The organism is Bradyrhizobium manausense (assembly GCF_018129685.1).
GTDB lineage: Bacteria > Pseudomonadota > Alphaproteobacteria > Rhizobiales > Xanthobacteraceae > Bradyrhizobium > Bradyrhizobium manausense_D.
In genome coordinates this window covers 204,078-220,998 of sequence record NZ_JAFCLG010000004.1, presented here as the reverse complement: position 1 = coordinate 220,998, position 16,921 = coordinate 204,078, and the positions used below count along the sequence as shown (strand labels likewise).

Annotated in this window: 14 protein-coding genes; 7 read left to right on the top strand and 7 right to left on the bottom strand. The window is 64.5% G+C overall.

Annotation, left to right across the window (positions count from 1 at the left end):
• Positions 1–12: 12 nt before the first annotated feature.
• Both hutH and hutI read right to left on the bottom strand, forming a co-directional pair.
• A complete protein-coding gene (hutH, locus tag JQ621_RS13600) occupies positions 13–1,572 on the bottom strand; it encodes a histidine ammonia-lyase (protein WP_212235215.1) in 1,560 nt (519 codons plus the stop codon).
• Positions 1,569–2,783: an imidazolonepropionase gene (gene hutI / locus JQ621_RS13595; RefSeq protein ID WP_212235214.1), complete on the bottom strand. Its 1,215-nt coding sequence runs from the start codon at positions 2,781–2,783 to the stop codon at positions 1,569–1,571. The genes hutH and hutI overlap by 4 nt, the downstream gene beginning before the upstream one ends.
• A gap of 114 nt (positions 2,784–2,897) precedes the next feature.
• On the opposite strand from hutI, the gene JQ621_RS13590 reads away from it, so the two are divergent.
• The 6 genes from JQ621_RS13590 to JQ621_RS13565 all read left to right on the top strand — a co-directional run bounded on the left by JQ621_RS13590 (position 2,898) and on the right by JQ621_RS13565 (position 8,883).
• Positions 2,898–4,256 (top strand): formimidoylglutamate deiminase, encoded by a 1,359-nt coding sequence (locus tag JQ621_RS13590; protein WP_212235213.1) that lies wholly within the window; start codon positions 2,898–2,900, stop codon positions 4,254–4,256.
• Positions 4,253–4,981 (top strand): histidine utilization repressor, encoded by a 729-nt coding sequence (gene hutC, locus JQ621_RS13585; protein WP_212235212.1) that lies wholly within the window; start codon positions 4,253–4,255, stop codon positions 4,979–4,981. Before JQ621_RS13590 ends, hutC begins: the two co-directional genes overlap by 4 nt.
• Before the next feature lie 105 nt (positions 4,982–5,086).
• Complete coding sequence (locus JQ621_RS13580; RefSeq protein ID WP_212235211.1) at positions 5,087–6,031, top strand: ABC transporter substrate-binding protein; 945 nt, start codon at positions 5,087–5,089, stop codon at positions 6,029–6,031.
• Between the two features lie 71 nt (positions 6,032–6,102).
• Positions 6,103–6,876: an ABC transporter permease gene (locus JQ621_RS13575; protein WP_212235210.1), complete on the top strand. Its 774-nt coding sequence runs from the start codon at positions 6,103–6,105 to the stop codon at positions 6,874–6,876.
• On the top strand, positions 6,873–7,658 hold the full coding sequence (locus tag JQ621_RS13570; RefSeq protein ID WP_212235209.1) for an ABC transporter ATP-binding protein: 786 nt from the start codon (positions 6,873–6,875) through the stop codon (positions 7,656–7,658). The genes JQ621_RS13575 and JQ621_RS13570 overlap by 4 nt, the downstream gene beginning before the upstream one ends.
• Positions 7,651–8,883, top strand: a complete 1,233-nt coding sequence (locus JQ621_RS13565; protein ID WP_212235208.1) for a Zn-dependent hydrolase — start codon at positions 7,651–7,653, stop codon at positions 8,881–8,883. Before JQ621_RS13570 ends, JQ621_RS13565 begins: the two co-directional genes overlap by 8 nt.
• Here JQ621_RS13565 and JQ621_RS13560 read toward each other — a convergent pair.
• The 4 genes from JQ621_RS13560 to JQ621_RS13545 form a co-directional block, all read right to left on the bottom strand.
• Positions 8,880–10,217 carry an MFS transporter gene (locus JQ621_RS13560; RefSeq protein WP_212235207.1) on the bottom strand — a complete coding sequence of 446 codons (1,338 nt, stop codon included), beginning with the start codon at positions 10,215–10,217 and terminating at the stop codon, positions 8,880–8,882. The genes JQ621_RS13565 and JQ621_RS13560 overlap by 4 nt on opposite strands.
• A 125-nt stretch (positions 10,218–10,342) precedes the next feature.
• Positions 10,343–11,047 (bottom strand): ribonuclease activity regulator RraA, encoded by a 705-nt coding sequence (locus JQ621_RS13555; RefSeq protein WP_212235206.1) that lies wholly within the window; start codon positions 11,045–11,047, stop codon positions 10,343–10,345.
• 37 nt (positions 11,048–11,084) lie between these two features.
• The gene (locus JQ621_RS13550; RefSeq protein ID WP_212235205.1) at positions 11,085–11,891 is read right to left on the bottom strand and encodes an SDR family oxidoreductase; all 807 of its coding nucleotides are present in this window, start codon (positions 11,889–11,891) and stop codon (positions 11,085–11,087) included.
• A 21-nt stretch (positions 11,892–11,912) separates the two neighbouring features.
• Positions 11,913–13,034 (bottom strand): mandelate racemase/muconate lactonizing enzyme family protein, encoded by a 1,122-nt coding sequence (locus tag JQ621_RS13545; RefSeq protein ID WP_212235204.1) that lies wholly within the window; start codon positions 13,032–13,034, stop codon positions 11,913–11,915.
• A 107-nt stretch (positions 13,035–13,141) separates the two neighbouring features.
• Here JQ621_RS13545 and JQ621_RS13540 point away from each other — a divergent pair, with 107 nt between their 5' ends.
• On the top strand, positions 13,142–14,200 hold the full coding sequence (locus JQ621_RS13540) for a LacI family DNA-binding transcriptional regulator (protein ID WP_312015417.1): 1,059 nt from the start codon (positions 13,142–13,144) through the stop codon (positions 14,198–14,200).
• 14 nt (positions 14,201–14,214) lie between these two features.
• Here JQ621_RS13540 and bamA read toward each other — a convergent pair whose 3' ends face one another.
• Positions 14,215–16,674 (bottom strand): outer membrane protein assembly factor BamA, encoded by a 2,460-nt coding sequence (gene bamA / locus JQ621_RS13535; protein WP_409334224.1) that lies wholly within the window; start codon positions 16,672–16,674, stop codon positions 14,215–14,217.
• Between the last annotated feature and the right edge of the window lie 247 nt (positions 16,675–16,921).

Here is a 16,921-nt window from a genome sequence, read left to right as displayed (position 1 = left end):
CGGCAACCTCTTTCAGTCAAGTCGCGGAAACGGATCGGATGGAAGCGCGGCGAGCGCCGCGTCGGCCAGCGCATCGGCCTCGATCAGCGCCGCCGCCCTGGCGAGATCGCCGGCCATATAGCGATCGGCGCCGAGTGCGGGCACCTGCTCGCGAAGCTTCGCGATGACGGCAACGAGCGACGGGCTGGTCGTATGCGGCGCACGCAGCGCGATGCCTTGGGCGGCCACCAGAAGCTCGATGCCGAGGATCGCCGCGAGATTGTCGGCCATGTCGGACAGGCGTCGCGCCGCATGCGCGGCCATCGAGACGTGATCTTCCTGGTTGGCGCTGGTCGGCGTCGAATCGATCGAGCAGGCGGCCGCACGCTGCTTGTTCTCGGCATAGAGCGCCGCCGCCGTCACCTCGGCGATCATGAAGCCCGAATTGATGCCGGGATCCGGCGTGAGAAACGGCGGCAGACCGAAATTGAGCGCGGGGTCGACCAACGTCGCGATACGGCGTTCGCTGATCGCACCGATCTCCGACAGCGCCAGCGCGATCGTATCGGCGGCAAAGGCGACCGGTTCAGCGTGGAAATTGCCGCCGGAGACGATCTCGCCGGTCTCGACCAGCACCAGCGGATTGTCGGTGACCGCATTGGCCTCGATGATCAAGGTGCGCGCGGCCTGCGTGATCAGGTCGAGCGCGGCGCCCGCGACCTGCGGCTGGCAGCGCAGGCAATAGGGATCCTGCACGCGCTCATCGCCTTCGAGATGCGACAGGCGGATATCGCTGCCGTCGAGCAGCGCGGTCAAGGCGGCGGCCGCAGCGATCTGGCCCGGGTGGCCACGCAGCGCCTGGATCTCGGGTCGGAACGGCGCCGTCGAGGCCATGGCTGCATCGACCGACAACGCTCCGGTCACGAGCGCGGCGCGTGCGAGACGAAAGGCGCGCAGCACGCCGGAGATTGCGTAGGCGGTCGAGAACTGCGTGCCGTTGATCAGCGCGAGCCCCTCCTTGGGGCCGAGCGTCAGCGGCGTCAGGCCGGCTCTGGACAGCGCCTCGGTGCCAGAGACGGTCTTGCCGTCGACGATCGCCTGCCCCTCGCCGATCATCACCGCGGTCATATGTGCAAGCGGCGCGAGGTCGCCGGAGGCGCCGACCGAGCCCTGCTGCGGCACCAGCGGATAGACATTTCGCGCAAGCATGGCCTGCAGCTGCTCGATCACCTCGCGGCGGACGCCGGAGGCGCCGCGCCCGAGCGAGACGACCTTGAGCGCCATCATCAACCGCACGACCGGCTCGGGCGTGGCGGGGCCAACGCCGCAGCAATGCGAGACGATGAGGTTGCGCTGGAGCAGCGCAGTCTGATCCGGCGGGATCCGCTTCGAGGCCAGCTTTCCGAAGCCGGTGTTGATGCCATAGACCGGCGCTGCAGCCTGCGCGGCCCTCGCGACGATCTCCGCGGCAGCCTCGACGCGCGGCCAGAACGAGGCATCCAGCTCGACGCAAGCGCCGGCAAGAACGCGCGCGAGATCGTCGAGGCTGACCGTTCCCGGCCTCACAACGATTGTTGCGCCCGGCCCCGTCAATGGCCCCTCCAGACACGGCGATGCAGTGGGTTGAAGCCGATCCGGTAGACCAGCTCAGCGGGGCGCTCGATATCCCAGATCGCGAGATCACACCATTTGCCTGGTTCCAGCGTGCCGGTTTCGTCGAGCACGCCGAGCGCGCGGGCCCCTTCCCGGGTGATGCCGGCGAGGCACTCGGCGACATTCATCCGGAACAGCGTTGCGCCCATATTCATCGCAAGCAGCAGAGACGTCAGCGGCGAGCTGCCGGGATTGCAATCGGTCGCGAGCGCCATGGGCACGCCGTGGCTGCGAAAGGCCTCGACCGGTGGCTTTTGCGTCTCGCGGATGAAGTAGAAGGCGCCGGGCAGCAGCACGGCGACCGTCCCGGCCTTGGCCATCGCGGCAACGCCGGCCTCGTCCGTATGTTCGAGGTGGTCGGCCGAGAGCGCGGCGAATTTAGCAGCGAGCGCCGCGCCGCCGAGACTTGAGAGCTGATCGGCGTGCAGCTTCACCGGCAGACCGAGCGCCCTGGCCATCTCGAACACGCGTGCCGTCTGCTCGGCCGAGAACGCGATACCTTCCATGAAGGCATCGACGGCATCGGCAAGGCCTGCCTTTGCGACGGCGGGGAGCATCTCGTTGCAGACGAGATCGATGTAGCGATCCTTGTCCCCATCGGCTTCGGCCGGCAACGCATGCGCGCCGAGGAAGGAGGTGCGGATCGCGACCTTCCGCCGACGACCGAGACTGCGCGCGGCGGCGAGCTGCCGCATCTCGGTCTCGGTATCGAGGCCATAGCCGGACTTGATCTCGACCGTGGTCGCGCCCTCGCCGAGCAGCGCATCGAGCCGCGGCAATGCACTTGCGACAAGCTCAGCCTCGCTCGCCTGGCGTGTCGCGGCCACCGTCGAGACGATGCCCCCCCCGGCACGCGCGATCTCCTCGTAGCTCGCGCCCTTCAGGCGCAGCTCGAATTCATGCGCGCGGTTGCCGCCGTAGACGAGATGGGTGTGACAGTCGACGAGACCGGGCGTGATCCAGCGCCCCTCGCAGTCGATCCACTGGATGGAATCCGCATCCGCCGGGAAGTCCGACGCTGCACCCGCATAAACAATGCGGCCGTCGCGCGCGGCGATCACGCCGCGCTCGATCTCACCGAGATCGGGACGGTCGGCCCGCATCGTGGCGAGCCGGGCATTGTGCCAGATCCGGTCGAAGCGCTCTGCCATGCGATTGTCCCTGCCACAGTCCCTTGCCACTGGCCCTTGGGGGTGGGATGCTTGACTTATATGTCTAGACATATAATCGTAACAACGTTCTGTCCAGCCGGCGTGTCGTCAATCATGTCCCGACTGCATTTTGCCTCCGCGCTCCTGCCTTCGGGCTGGGCCAATGACGTGCAGGTGGTGATCACCGCCGGCGCGATCGCGGAAGTGACCGCCGATGTGGCGCCTGCCGCGGGCGACGAACGCCACGCCGTCGCGCTGCCGGGCCTTGCGAGCCTGCACAGCCACGCCTTCCAGCGCGGCATGGCGGGACTTGCCGAATTGCGCGGCGATTCCATCGACACGTTCTGGACCTGGCGCGAGACGATGTATCGCTTTGCGCTGGCGATGACGCCTGATGAAGTCGCCGCCGTCGCAACGCTGCTTTATGTCGAGATGCTGGAGCAGGGTTTTACCCGCGTCGGCGAGTTTCATTATCTCCATCATGACCGCGACGGCTCGCATTATGCCGATCCCGCAGAACTGGCCGGGCGTATCGCGCAGGCTGCCGGAGAGTCCGGCATCGCGCTGACACTGCTGCCGAGTTTCTATGCGCATGGCTCCTTCGGCGGCGCGGCGCCGCATGACGGCCAACGCCGCTTCATCAACTCTGTCGATCAGTTCGCCAGGCTGCTGACCGCGTCGCGCAAGGCGATCGCCAACTTGCCGGGCGCCAATATCGGCATCGCACCGCATAGCCTGCGTGCGGTGGCGCCGGAAGAACTTGTGGCGATCATTCCCCTTGCCGAGGGCGGACCGGTGCATATTCACGCCGCCGAACAGGTGAAGGAAGTCGAGGACTGTCTCGCCTGGTCGGGGCGGCGCCCGGTCCAATGGCTGCTGGAGCACGCGCCGGTCGATCAGCGCTGGTGTCTGATCCATGCGACGCACATGAGAGACGAGGAGGTCAGCGCATTCGCAAGGACGGGTGCGGTGGCGGGCCTCTGCCCCATCACGGAAGCAAGCCTCGGCGACGGCATCTTTCCGGCGCGCGAGTTTCTCGATGCCGGTGGCATGTTCGGCATCGGCACCGATTCCAACGTGCTGGTCGGCGTGGCCGATGAGCTGCGCCAGCTCGAATACGGCCAACGGCTGAAACATCGCGCCCGCAACGTGCTCTCCGGCGGCGCCGGCCGTTCGACGGGGCGCGCGTTGTTCGATGATGCGCTTGCGGGCGGCGCGCGGGCGCTGGCGCAGCCGACAGTCGGCCTCACGCCGGGCGCACGTGCCGATATCGTCACGCTGGACACCGCGCATCCGTCGCTGGCGGGACGCGCGCGCGACGCGGTGATCGACGGTTGGATCTTCGCGGCAGGCGGCAGCGCGATCGATTGCGTCTGGGCCGGCGGGGCCAAAGTCGTCGAAGGCGGCCGGCACAGATTGCGGCGGACCGCGCGCGAACGCTTCAACACGGCGGTACGGAGGCTCGTCGCATGAGCCTTGCTGCAGATAGCGCCGACAAGCCGACGCTCTACAAGCGCATTCGCGCCGACATCGAGAAACGCATCCTGACCGGCGAATGGCCGCCCGGGCACCGCATCCCCTTCGAGCACGAGCTGGTGGCGCGCTACGGCTGCTCGCGCATGACGGTGAACAAGGCATTGTCCGAGCTTGCCCAGGCCGACCTGATCGAGCGGCGGCGCCGCGCCGGGTCTTTCGTGCGACGGCCACAGCATCAGTCGGCGGTGCTCAAGATCGCCGACATCCGCGCCGAGATCACGGCCCTCGGCCGCGGCTATGGTTACGAGCTCATCAGCCGCAAGCTTCGCGCGGCCACCGCCGTCGATCGGGAGCGTCTCGGCGTCAGGAAGGCCGGCAAGGTGATCGCGATCTCTTGCCGCCACAGCGCCGACAACGTGCCGTTCGCGGTCGAAGACAGGCTGATCGATCTTTCATCCGTGCCATCTGCGGCAACCGCGGATTTCTCGCGCGAGCCGCCCGGATCGTGGCTGCTTCATCACGTCCCATGGACGGAGGCCGAGCATACGATCAGCGCCATCGTCGCGGACGATCGCACGGCGGAAGCGCTCGATATCGCAATCGGCGCGCCATGCCTGGTGATCGACCGCTATACCTGGCGTAGCGCACGCACGATCACCGCAGTGCGCCTGCTCTATCCCGGTGACTCTCACCGCCTTGTCGCGCGATTCAAGGGAGGATGAGAGAACGATGTCGGCACAAATCGTGCAACGCTTTCCACAAACGGTCCGCATGGACCGATAGAGATCAACAGGACGTCAAACCATCTGGGCAAGAGGACGACAATCATGCGTAGTTCGACAGTTTTTGCGACAATCATTGCTCTGGCGGCCGCCGCTCCAGCGCTCGCCGACGACGTCAAGGTCGGCGTCGGCATCTCCGGATGGACCGGCTTCGCGCCGCTGACGCTGGCGAAGGAAGCCGGCATCTTCAAGAAGAACGGCCTCGACGTCACCATCAAGAAGATCCCGCAAAAGGATCGCCACCTCGCCATCGCGTCCGGTGACGTGCAGTGCGCGGCGACAACGGTCGAGACCTGGATCTCCTGGAACGCGAACGGCGTCGCCACCAAGCAGATCTTCCAACTCGACAAGAGCTATGGCGCCGACGGCATGGCCGTGCGCAACGACGTCAATTCGATCAAGGAGCTGAAGGGCAAAACCGTTGCCGCCTCCGCCCCCGGCACCTCGCCCTATTTCGCGCTGGCCTGGATGCTGAAGAAGAACGGGCTCACGGTGAAGGACGTTACCGTCGTCAACCTCGAGCCGGCCGCCGCAGCACAGGCCTTCGTTTCCGGCCAGAACGATGCTGCGATGACCTATGAGCCGTACCTGTCGACCGTGCGCGCCGCACCCGACAAGGGCAAGATCATCGCGACCACGCTCGACTATCCGATCGTGATGGACACGTTCGGTTGCACCCCGAAATTCCTGAGCGAGAACCCGAAGGCGGCGCAGGCGCTGGCAAACAGCTATTTCGAGTCGCTCGAGATGATCGCCAAGGACCAGGCCAAGTCCTATGAGATCATGGGCGCCGACGTGAAGCAGACCGGCGAGCAGTTCGGCAACTCGGCAAAGTACCTGCGCTGGCAGGACAAGGCCGCGAATCAGAAGTTCTTCGCGGGCGACTTCCTCGCCTTCAACAAGGAAGCCGCCGATCTGCTGCTCGAAATCGGCATCATCAAATCAGCGCCGAAGGTCGAGGATCTCTTCGACGCGAGCTTCATCAAGTAAGCCCCGACATGCTGCTGGTCCCGCTTGCCGGCGGGATCAGCGCATGATCGACTGCACCGGATCAACTTGCGATGCGTCCCCTGGATTCCGTGACATCGAGGCAGCGCGTGGCCTATGGCCTTGCGTTCTTCGTACTGTTCGTCGCTCTCTGGTCCTGGGCGACCTTCGGCGGCCATGTGTCGAAAACCTTCCTCGCCAACCCGCTGACCATGGTGCAAGAGGGCTATGATCTCCTGGCCAAGCAAGGCTTCGTGTTCGACATCGGCATGACGATCTGGCGCGTCGTCGGCGGCTTTGCGCTCGCCGCAATCATCGCGGTGCCGCTCGGCGTGCTGATGGGGGCCTACAAACCGATCGAAGCCTTCCTCGAACCCTTCGTCTCCTTTGCGCGCTATCTGCCTGCCTCCGCCTTCATTCCACTGCTGATCCTGTGGGCCGGGATCGGCGAGTTGCAAAAGCTGCTGGTCATCTTCATCGGCTCGGTGTTCCAGGTCATCCTGATGGTCGCCGTCACCGTCGGCACGACGCGGCGTGATCTTGTGGAGGCCGCCTATACGCTCGGGGCCAGCGACCGCGGCATCATCCGCCGCGTTCTGCTGCCCTCCTCCGCACCGGAGATCGCGGAAATCCTGCGCCTGGTGCTGGGCTGGGCTTGGACCTACGTCATCGTCGCCGAGCTGATCGGCTCGTCCTCCGGTATCGGCCACATGATCACCGACAGCCAGGCGCTGCTCAACACCGGGCAGATCATCTTCGGTATCATCGTGATCGGATTGATCGGCCTGCTCTCGGACTTCATGTTCAAGGCATTCAACGCCTGGCTGTTTCCGTGGAGGCTCGCATGACGATCCTCAAGGTCGAACAGGTCTCGCGCACCTTCCCGGCGCGTCACGGCAACGCGCCGACACGGGCGCTGGAGCCGACCGACCTCGTCATCGGCAACAACGACTTCGTCACCATCCTCGGCCCCTCCGGCTGCGGCAAGTCCACACTGCTGCGCATCGTTGCCGGCCTCGATCGGCCGACCAGCGGGCGCGTCACGCTCGACGGGCGCGAAGTCACCGGCCCCGGCGCCGATCGCGGCATGGTGTTCCAATCCTACACGCTGTTTCCCTGGCTGACCGTGCGCGAGAACATCGCCTTTGGCCTGCGCGAACGCGGCGTGGGGGAAGGCGAGCGCAACAAGGTCGCCGATGCCTTCATCCGACGGGTCGGACTTGCCGGTTTCGAGAAACATTGGCCGAAGCAGCTCTCCGGCGGCATGCAGCAGCGCACGGCGATTGCGCGGGCGCTCGCCAATGATCCAAAGATCCTGCTGCTCGACGAGCCCTTCGGCGCGCTGGACAACCAGACTCGCGCCCTGATGCAGGAAATGCTGCTCGGCATCTGGGAGCGCGACCAGAAGACCGTGCTGTTCGTCACCCACGACATCGAGGAAGCGATCTTCCTCGGCGGCCGCGTCATCGTCATGAGCGCGCGCCCCGGCCGCATCAAGGCCGAGATTGCCGTGGACCTGCCGCATCCGCGCTCCTACAAGATCAAGACCACGCCGGAATTCGTCCAGCTCAAGGAAAGGCTGGTCGAAGAGATCCGCACCGAGGCGCTGAAGGTTGCCGAACATGCCTGACACCACGCCGCGCGCCGATGGCCAGCGCGTCCTCGCCGATCTCAACGCGCTCCGTGCGCTCGGCACCTACAGGACCGGCGTGCACAGGCCGACCTTCTCCGAGCCGCACAGGCAGTCGCTGGACTGGCTGGTGCAAAAGCTGCCGGACGCCGGCCTCACCGGCGCGATCGACGGCATCGGCAATATCGTCAGCACCAGCGCCAAGCCCGGGCCAAAGCTGCTCGCCGGATCGCATCTGGAAAGCCAGAACCATGCCGGCTGGCTCGATGGCCCGCTCGGCGTCGTCTATGCGCTCGAAGCCGCGCGCGTGCTCAACACCGATCCCACCGTGAAGGGCGCGGTCGAGGTCGCCGCGTGGGTTGACGAGGAAGGTCACTTCGGCAGCTTCCTCGGCTCGCGCTCCTATGTCGGCCAGGTGACCGAAGCCGAGATCGATGCCGCGCGCGACCGCACCGACGGCCGCCCCATGCGCGATGCGCTGGCCGGCTTGGGCCTCGCCGGGCGTGCGCGTGTTCGCGCCGAGCCGGGGCGGCACATCGGCTATCTCGAGGCGCATATCGAGCAGGGCGACACGCTCGAGAGCGGCAAGCTTGCGATCGGTGTCGTCACCTCCATCGTCGGCATCTGGCAGTACCGCATCACATTCACCGGCGCGCAAAATCACGCCGGCACCACGCGCATGGCGGTGCGCAAGGATGCGGGCTTGGCGTTGGCGCGCTTCTGCGTTGCCATCGACGCGCGTTTCCCGGCAGTCTGCGGGCCACGCACGGTCTGGACCACCGGCCGCATCACGCTCGATCCGGGCGCGCCCAGCATCATCCCCGGCGGCGCCGAGATGCTGTTCCAGATCCGCGACGACGACCCCGCCGTGATCGCGCGGTTGGAAGAGCTGCTCCGAACCATGGCGGCCGAGACCTCAGCGAAGGGTCCCTGCTCCGTCGCCGTGGAGAAGATCCGCACCGGCGCGCCCGCGATGATGGACACCGGCTTTCAGGACGCGATCGAGGCCGCGAGCAAGGCACTTGCCGACGGACGATCGCTGCGCATGCCGAGCGGCGCCGGCCACGACGCGCAGATGCTCGCGACCATCATGCCATCAGGCATGCTGTTCGTGCCCTCGATCGGCGGCATCAGCCACCACTGGACCGAGAACACCGCGGATGCGGACATCGTCACGGGCGCGCAGGTGTTCGTCGACGCCTGCCGGCGGATCCTCGGCGGCTAGGCAACTTCCCGACGCTTGTTTTCCCGCACTGGCGCCAGGACGGTTGCCCCGATTCCGGTCTGGGATTCTTGTTTCCGTTTGACGATGAAAAGCGACGCGAGCGCTGTCATCGCAGTAATTGCGGCTAGCGCATAAAGGCCCATCTCGAAACTTCCAGTCGTCTCCTTGACCCATCCCAAAATCGTCGGGCCGAAAAAGCCGCCGAGGTTACCGACGGAATTAATGAATGCGATGCCGGCAGCCGCGGCGCTGCCGCTGAGGAACATCGATGGCAGTGGCCAGAACGGAGCCTTGCTCCCGTAGATTCCGACTGCCGCAAGCGAAATCAAGGCGATCGCCATATTGCTCTTGCCGAGATGAGCCGCCCCGGCGAGCCCCACTGCAGTGACGGCCAGCGCCAGAAACAGAGTCCAGCGTCGCTCATTGTAGCGGTCGGAAACATAACCCCAGACCAGAATTCCGATCGTGCCGAAGACATAGGGTATCGACGTGACGAGGCCCGTCTGCAAATCGGAAAGACCAAGGCCCTTGATGATCTGCGGCAGAAAGAAAGCCAGTCCGAGATTGGCCGTGGTGTTGGCGACATAGATCAGCGAGAGGCCAAGGATGCGCGGATCGACAAACATCTTCCAGACCGAGGTCACCTGCCGGACCTGCGCAGCCTCACGCTCCCGATCAATCGTAGCTTGGAGACAGAACTGCTCCTCGCTGGTCAGCCATTTCGCATCACGCGGCCGATCCGGCAGATTTGAGAGTACGACGAATCCGACGATCACGGTCGGAAGCCCTTCGAGCAGGAAAAGCCATTGCCAGCCGTACAGGCCCGCGACACCGTCCAGCAGCATTATAGTCGTCGATAGAGGTGCGCCGATTCCGAGCGACATCGGGATCGCAACCGAGAAGACGGCGACCATGCGCGCACGATAGGCTTCCGGAAACCAATAGGTGAGATAGAGGATGATGCCCGGAAAGAAGCCTGCCTCGGCCGCACCGAGCACAAATCGTACGATGAGAAAGCTCGTTTCCCCCGTGACGAAGACCATGCCCGCCGATCCGAGCCCCCATGTCACCATGATGCGCGAGATCCAGCGGCGCGCGCCGAGCTTGTCCATGATCAGGTTGCTCGGCACCTCGAAGAAAAAATAGCCCCAGAAGAACAGGCCGGCGCCAAGCCCGTAGGTGTACGATGACAAGCCAATCTGCTTGTTCATCGTCAGGGACGCGAAGCCGATGTTGACGCGGTCGATATAGGCGAGGAAGTAGCATAACAACAGCAGCGGCATCAGCCGGATAAAGGCCTTTCGGATTACGATCTTCTCGATGCCCTCAGTCATGTTGTCCTCCCTGACCACTCAGACATTGGTGTTAGCGTTGACGACGGCTCTTTCGGCCGTCTTCGTCGCGCCGAGTGGGCGCGAACTTCAGATCTGTCGGGACTTTGCGCACCGTGACCGTTCGGTCAGCGCGTGCTGGATCGGCTTGCCTCGAAGCGCGCCTTGTTTTCCGCGCTCGGCGGATACAGACCGGGCAACACAGCGCCGCCGTTCACCTCGTCCATGATCCAGGCTTCCAGGGCTTCCTGGTCAGGCGCTTCCTGCGCGATCACTTCCACGAAGGCCTTGGGCACGACGACCGCGCCGTCGCCATCAACCACGATGAGATCGTCGGGAAAGACAGCGACGCCGCCACAACCGATAGGCTCCTGCCACCCGACAAAGGTCAGCCCAGCGACCGAGGGCGGCGCTGCCACTCCGCTTGCGAACACCGGAAGACCGGTATCGAGCACGCCGGCAAGGTCGCGCATGACGCCGTCGGTCACCAGGGCAGCGACGCCACGCTGCGCCATTCGTGCGCAGAGAATGTCGCCGAAGATTCCGGCGTCGCGCACGCCCATCGCGTCGACCACGGCGATCGTGCCTTTCGGCATATCTTCGATCGCGGCGCGCGTCGAACGCGGCGATGCCCAGGAAGCCGGCGTTGCGAGATCCTCACGCGCAGGCACGAACCGCAGAGTAAAGGCACGGCCAACGTACCGCTGCTTCATGGGCTGGAGCGGCTGCGGCCCGCGCATCCAGACGTTCCGCAGGCCCTTCTTGAGCAATACCGTGGTGATGGTCGCGGTCGAAAGCCCGCGGAAAATCTCGAACAATTCTTTCTCGGTCATGATGCTTTCCTCGCCCTTGGCGAAAATTTCGGTGAATTCAGATATTGGCGAGCAGGCCGCCATCGACGCGAATGACCGAGCCCGTGATATAGGAGGCCCGCTCGCTGGCAAGGAATGCGACGGCATCGGCGTATTCCTCCGGACGGCCGTAGCGCTTCAGCGGAATCGCGTTCGCGCTCTCCATTGCGATATCCTCGGCCGATCGGTTCTGGCGGCGCGCCTTCTGCTCATCGAGGAACTGCGTCCTGGCGGTGGCAATCCGGCCGGGGATCACGACGTTGGCCGTGACACCATCGGCGGCGACCTCGGTTGCGAGTGTCTTGGACCAGCCGAGCAACGCCGAACGAAGGGCATTCGAGAACGCAAGATTTGGAATCGGCGCAATCACGCCCGACGAAGTCGAGGTGATGACGCGCCCGAAGCGACGTGCGCGCATGCCGGGCAGGACTTGATCCGTCACGGCGATAACCGAAATCACCATCATCTCGAACGCGCGTTGCCAGGCCGCAACGTCCTGTCCGCTGGCCGTCGCCGGCGGCGGACCTCCGGTGTTGTTGACGAGAACGTCGATCGGCGCGAGCTCCCGCTCGATCCGTGCGAGTTGCGGGCCGATCGCCGCAGTCTCGGCGAGGTCGAATACGAGCGACAATGAGCGGGGACGCTGCCCGCTCGCCCGTGGCGGTAGCGCCTCGATCGCGGCGACCGTCTCCGTCACGGCGCCCGCACTGATATCGGCCAGCGCGACGCTCGCCCCTTCCCGGGCGAGCGCTACGGCGATCGCGCGACCGAGGCCGCCGCCGGCGCCGAGCACGAGCGCCACTCGGTTTTCCAATCCCAGATTCATGACCTCGGCTTCCGTCGTCGATCACGACCAGGCTTCGGCGTCGCAACGGGCGATCGCGGCCTCATCGAACCGGTAGCCGAGGCCGGGCGAGGTCGGAAGCTTCAGGCCCGCGCCCTCGATTTCAAGCTGTCGATCGACGATGCGGCGGAAGTTCAGCACCTTGTCGTCGCTGAAGAACTCCACGAAGCGCGCGTTCGGCGACGCCGCGACGAGGTGGACATGCACGTCGTGAAACCAGTGCGGACACATGGTCGCGCCATAGGCGTCGGCCATCGCTGCAATCTTGCGGAACTCGCTGACGCCGCCGCAGACCAGCGCGTCGGTTTGCAGAATGAGTGCGGCCTTCTTGTCGAGCAGCTCCTTGAAGCGCCAGCGTCCCGCCTCAATCTCGCCAGTCGCAACCGGTACGCGCGTGCGGGCAGCCAGATCCGCATGCGCATCGATCTGGTCCGGACTGAAGGGCTCTTCGATCCAGTAGGGATCGTAGTCCTCGTAGCGCCGCATGTAACGCAAGGCAGTCGGCACGTCCGACCAGGCATTGTTGGCATCCAGCATCAGAAGAACGTCGGCACCAATCGCTTTGCGGGCTGCCGCGATCCGCGCCTCTTCTTCGACCGGCGACAACCGTCCGACCTTCATTTTCACGGCCTTGAAGCCGAGTGCGACATAAGATGCCAGCTCCTCGCCGAGCTTCTCGGGCGTCTTGCCCTCGAGGTAGTAACCGCCACTCGCATATGCCGGAACGGTACCGCTCGCGGCAGCGCCGAGATATTTGTAGAGCGGCAACTTGGCGCGGCGCGCATTGCAGTCCCATAGCGCAGTATCGACGATACTAATCGCCCGCATGACCGATCCGACCCGGCCGTGTAGCAGCGCCTCCTGGTACATCTCCTGCCAAAGGATTTCGGTGTCGCAGGCATCCCGCCCGACAAGCAACGGCCGAAGTAAAAGGCGCACCGCCTCGCTGACGAGCGACGCGGCGGCGTGGCCGCCATAGCAATGCCCGATGCCCTCAATCCCGTCCTCGGTCCGGATCCGCACCAACGCATACTCACGCTGGGTCACCTGACGCCGGGCAAAAGCGGTGGCTCGGTCCAGCGGAATACGCACGGTACGGGCCTCAACGGATACAATCCTGGTCATATGAACGCTTTTCCTCTTTATGTAAGCGCTTACATTTTTAACCGATATTGCAGGAGCTGTAGGCTGTCAATAGAAAGATTCGAGCTTAAATCCTCGGCGATATCCACGTGACCAACCCAACCCCTTCGAGAAAGCGTTTGCGCAAGGCGCCTCTTCCCGGCCATGCGAGCCTGGCCGACGTGGCGGCGCGCGCTGGTGTCTCGACCGCGACCGTCTCCCGCGTCCTCAATGGCACGGCTGCGGTTGCGCAGGATGCCCTGCAGCGCGTGCAGCGCGCCTGCCGGGAGCTCAATTACGTTCCAAACGGCGCCGCTCGCGCGCTGTCGTCACGACGCACCCGCACGATCGGCGCGGTGGTGCCGTCGATCGAGAACGCGGGTTTCGCTGTGGCAATCGGCGCCCTCCAACGCTGGCTGGTGACCTCCGGCTACACGCTGATCGTGGCGAGCTCCGACTATGATCCCGCAGTCGAACTGCGCGAGGTGTCGCTGTTGATGTCGCGAGGCATCGACGGCCTTCTTCTGGTCGGCGGCGAACATCATCCCGATCTTGTTCCGATGCTGGAGCAACAGGAGCTACCCTTCATCGAAACCTGGACGCTGAGCGATGCGCACGCTTGTGTCGGCTTCGACAACGTGGCGGCCGCACGCCAACTCACCGACTATCTGCTCGACCTCGGACATGTCGATATCGGCGTAATCGCCGGGCGCATGTTGCATAACGATCGCGCGGCTAGCCGCGTTGCTGGCGTCCGCCAGGCGCTCGAGGCGCGCGGATTGAAGCTTCCCACCGAGTGGATGATCGAACGCCCCTATCGTATCCTCGAAGGACGGCTGGCGATGAAAGCCATGCTGGCCCGACGATTGCGGCCGACGGCGGTGATCTGCGGCAACGATCAGCTCGCCTTTGGTGCCCTGATCGAAGCCCAAGCAAGCGGATTGTCAGTGCCCGATGACATGTCCATCACCGGCTTCAACGATCTCGATTTCGCCGCCTACCTGGATCCGCCGCTCACCACCGTATCGGTGCCGGCAGACCAGATCGGTGTGATTGCCGGAGAGTATCTCCTTGGCCGGGCGGACGGCAAGCCGGTGCTACGCGTCAACGAGGTCCTGACCAAGCTGATCGTTCGTGCGAGCACGGCTCCACCTTGCTCGCAGCGCTGATGCCGGCACGCTGGCTAGAACGACGTCCCGCCGCCGAACCTGAACTGCTGGACGACGTCGTATTTGCCCTTTGTCAGCGGCACCGCGTAATCGAACCGCAGCGGTCCGAACGGCGAGGCCCAGATCAGGCCGACGCCGACTGACGAGCGCACCACGCTGCTGTCGTCATATTGCAGTCCGCAGGTCGGGCAGGCCTTGGTATTGACCTCGCCCGTCGCCGCCCACGAGGTCGGCCCCTGGTAATCCCAGAGCGAGCCGGCATCGGCGTAGACGGCGCCCTTCAGGCCGACCTCCTTGGGCAGGAACCAGAACGGCATCTGCAGCTCCATGGACGCGCCCCAATATTTCGTGCCACCCAGCGCATCGCCGGTCGCGCCGTAGCCTGCATAGGTGATGTCGCGCGGACCGATGCCGTTGGAGGCGAAGCCGCGCACGAGATTCGGGCCCATCTGGAAGTGATCCAGCATGCGCAGATCGTTGTTTCCGATCTTGTTGAGAACGCCGCCCTGCAGATGGATCACACTGATGATCTCGGACACCAGCGGCGTGTAGTATTTGGTGTCCAGCGCCGTCTTCAGATAGGTCACGTCGCCGCCGACCCCGGCGAAATCCTGCTTGAAGTCGACCAGCAGGCCGTCGGTCGGGTTTTTGGTATTGTCGAGCGTGTTGTAGGTCAGCGTGTAGCCCACCGCCGATGTCAAGGTCCGGCCGTTCGCCAATTCCTTGCGGACCGGCAAGCTCGATTCGCCGTCAGCGTAGCAGCCATAGCCGTAGTAACCTGAACTTGCCGAGTTGGTCGGATCGACCCCGCCCAGAACGCTCTGGATGTAGGCCGGTGTCGGGTTGAAGGCGAGCGACGTGTTGGATGCGTTGTTGTTGCAATTGTTGTAGGCGCTCGCGAGCGTGATGCTCTGCTGATAGAGCGAGTAGCGGAGCTGGAGCGACAAGTCCTCGCGCAACGCGAAGCCCAGGCGCGGCGAGAAGCCGAGCGTGGTCACGCCATAACTCGTATAGCTGTTCGACAATTGCTGGCGATAATAGGTGTCTAGTCCGAGCGCAATCCGGTAGTCGAGCAAATAGGGCTCGACAAAGGACAGCGAGACCCCGCGGGCATATTGGCCGTAGGTGACCGATGCCTTGGCAAAGAGCCCTTTGCCAAGCAGGTTGCGCTCGGAAACCGAGACTTCGGCCAGCGCGCCGTCCGTCGTGGAGTAACCGCCCGAGACCGAGAAATCGCCGGTCGACTTCTCCTCCATGTCGACGATCAGGATCACGCGGTCGCTGGAGGAGCCCGGCTCCGCGGAGATCTTCACGGTCTTGAAGTAGTCGAGGTTCTTCAACCGCCGCTCGGCGCGGTCGACCAGGGCACGGTTATAGGCATCGCCCTCGGCGATGTCGAATTCGCGCCGGATCACATAGTCGCGCGTGCGGGTATTGCCGCGCAGGGTGATGCGTTCGATATAGGTGCGCGGACCCTCGTCGACGTTGAATATGACCGAGACGGTGTGCGCTTCGAAATTGCGGTCACCGCTCGGCCGCACCACGGCGAAGGCATGGCCGCGGCGTGAGGCCTCGATCTGCATCTCCTCGACCGACTTCTCGACCAGTTCGACATTATAGACCGAGCCGATATTGACCCGAGAGAAGCCGCGCAGCGATCTTGCGTCGAAACTGGCGATACTGGAACGGAAATCGACGGTCCCGACCCGGTATTGCTGCCCTTCCTCGATCTTGAAGCTGACGAGAAAACCCTTCTTGTCCGGATCATATTCTGTCAGCGCCGCAACGACCTGCGCATCGGCAAAGCCGTTTTTCAGGTAGAAGCGGCGGATCAGGTCGCGATCGGCCTCGACCCGGTCAGGGTCGTAGACGTCACCGCTACCGAGGAAGCTCAGCAGGTTGGTTTCGCGCGTCTTGATGACATCGCGCAGGCGCGCCGCCGAGTAGGCGCTGTTGCCGATGAACTCGATCGACTTGACGCCGGTCTTGGCGCCCTCCTCGATCGTGAAGACGAGATCGACGCGGTTGCTCGGCTGCTCGATGATCTCCGGCGCGACGCGCACGTCGTAGCGGCCAGAGCGGCGGTAGATCTCCGCGATCCGCAGCGTGTCGGACTGCACCATCGCCCGCGAGAACGTTCCGCGCGGCTTCGACTGGATTTCAGCGGAAAGCTGCTCGTCCTTGATCTTCTTGTTGCCTTCGAAGGCGATGCGGCCGATGACGGCGTTTTCCACCACCGCCACGACGATGCGTCCGCCGGCCCTGCCGACTTTCACATCCTGAAACAGGCCGGTCTCGACCAGCGCCTTGAGGCCGTCGTCGATTGCCCCCTGGTCGAAATGGCCGCTCGCGTCGGCCTTGAAGTAGGAGCGGACCGTCTCGGCCTCGACGCGCCTGTTACCCTCGACCACGATCGCGTCCGTGCTCTGCGCCGCGGCCGGCTGCGGCAACAGCAACGGAACTGAACTTGCCATCGACACGCCGCAAACCATTACCGCGACAAACCAGGCCCGCAAAAACGACATTCCACACCTCGAGAGCACCTGATCTGCTCTGAAACGGGAAAGCTGTGGCCGCGGTGTGGCCTTGAGATTGCTGTACTGTTTCGGCGGATTGAGTTTGATTGGGCCGCCAGCCGATAACGCCGCGCCAGCGGCGTTTGCGCGAGAAGCCAGCAACATTGCGTAAAACAAGGCGTGTTTGCGGGCCGTGGGAGCACGC

Bases quoted from the DNA above. Each gene is read 5' to 3' on its own strand.
- hutI (WP_212235214.1), bottom strand. From the start codon at position 2,783: ATGGCAGAGCGCTTCGACCGGATCTGGCACAATGCCCGGCTCGCCACG.
- JQ621_RS13590 (WP_212235213.1), top strand. From the start codon at position 2,898: ATGTCCCGACTGCATTTTGCCTCCGCGCTCCTGCCTTCGGGCTGGGCC.
- hutC (WP_212235212.1), top strand. From the start codon at position 4,253: ATGAGCCTTGCTGCAGATAGCGCCGACAAGCCGACGCTCTACAAGCGC.
- JQ621_RS13580 (WP_212235211.1), top strand. From the start codon at position 5,087: ATGCGTAGTTCGACAGTTTTTGCGACAATCATTGCTCTGGCGGCCGCC.
- JQ621_RS13575 (WP_212235210.1), top strand. From the start codon at position 6,103: ATGCGTCCCCTGGATTCCGTGACATCGAGGCAGCGCGTGGCCTATGGC.
- JQ621_RS13570 (WP_212235209.1), top strand. From the start codon at position 6,873: ATGACGATCCTCAAGGTCGAACAGGTCTCGCGCACCTTCCCGGCGCGT.
- JQ621_RS13565 (WP_212235208.1), top strand. From the start codon at position 7,651: ATGCCTGACACCACGCCGCGCGCCGATGGCCAGCGCGTCCTCGCCGAT.
- JQ621_RS13560 (WP_212235207.1), bottom strand. From the start codon at position 10,217: ATGACTGAGGGCATCGAGAAGATCGTAATCCGAAAGGCCTTTATCCGG.
- JQ621_RS13555 (WP_212235206.1), bottom strand. From the start codon at position 11,047: ATGACCGAGAAAGAATTGTTCGAGATTTTCCGCGGGCTTTCGACCGCG.
- JQ621_RS13550 (WP_212235205.1), bottom strand. From the start codon at position 11,891: ATGAATCTGGGATTGGAAAACCGAGTGGCGCTCGTGCTCGGCGCCGGC.
- JQ621_RS13545 (WP_212235204.1), bottom strand. From the start codon at position 13,034: ATGACCAGGATTGTATCCGTTGAGGCCCGTACCGTGCGTATTCCGCTG.
- bamA (WP_409334224.1), bottom strand. From the start codon at position 16,674: ATGGCAAGTTCAGTTCCGTTGCTGTTGCCGCAGCCGGCCGCGGCGCAG.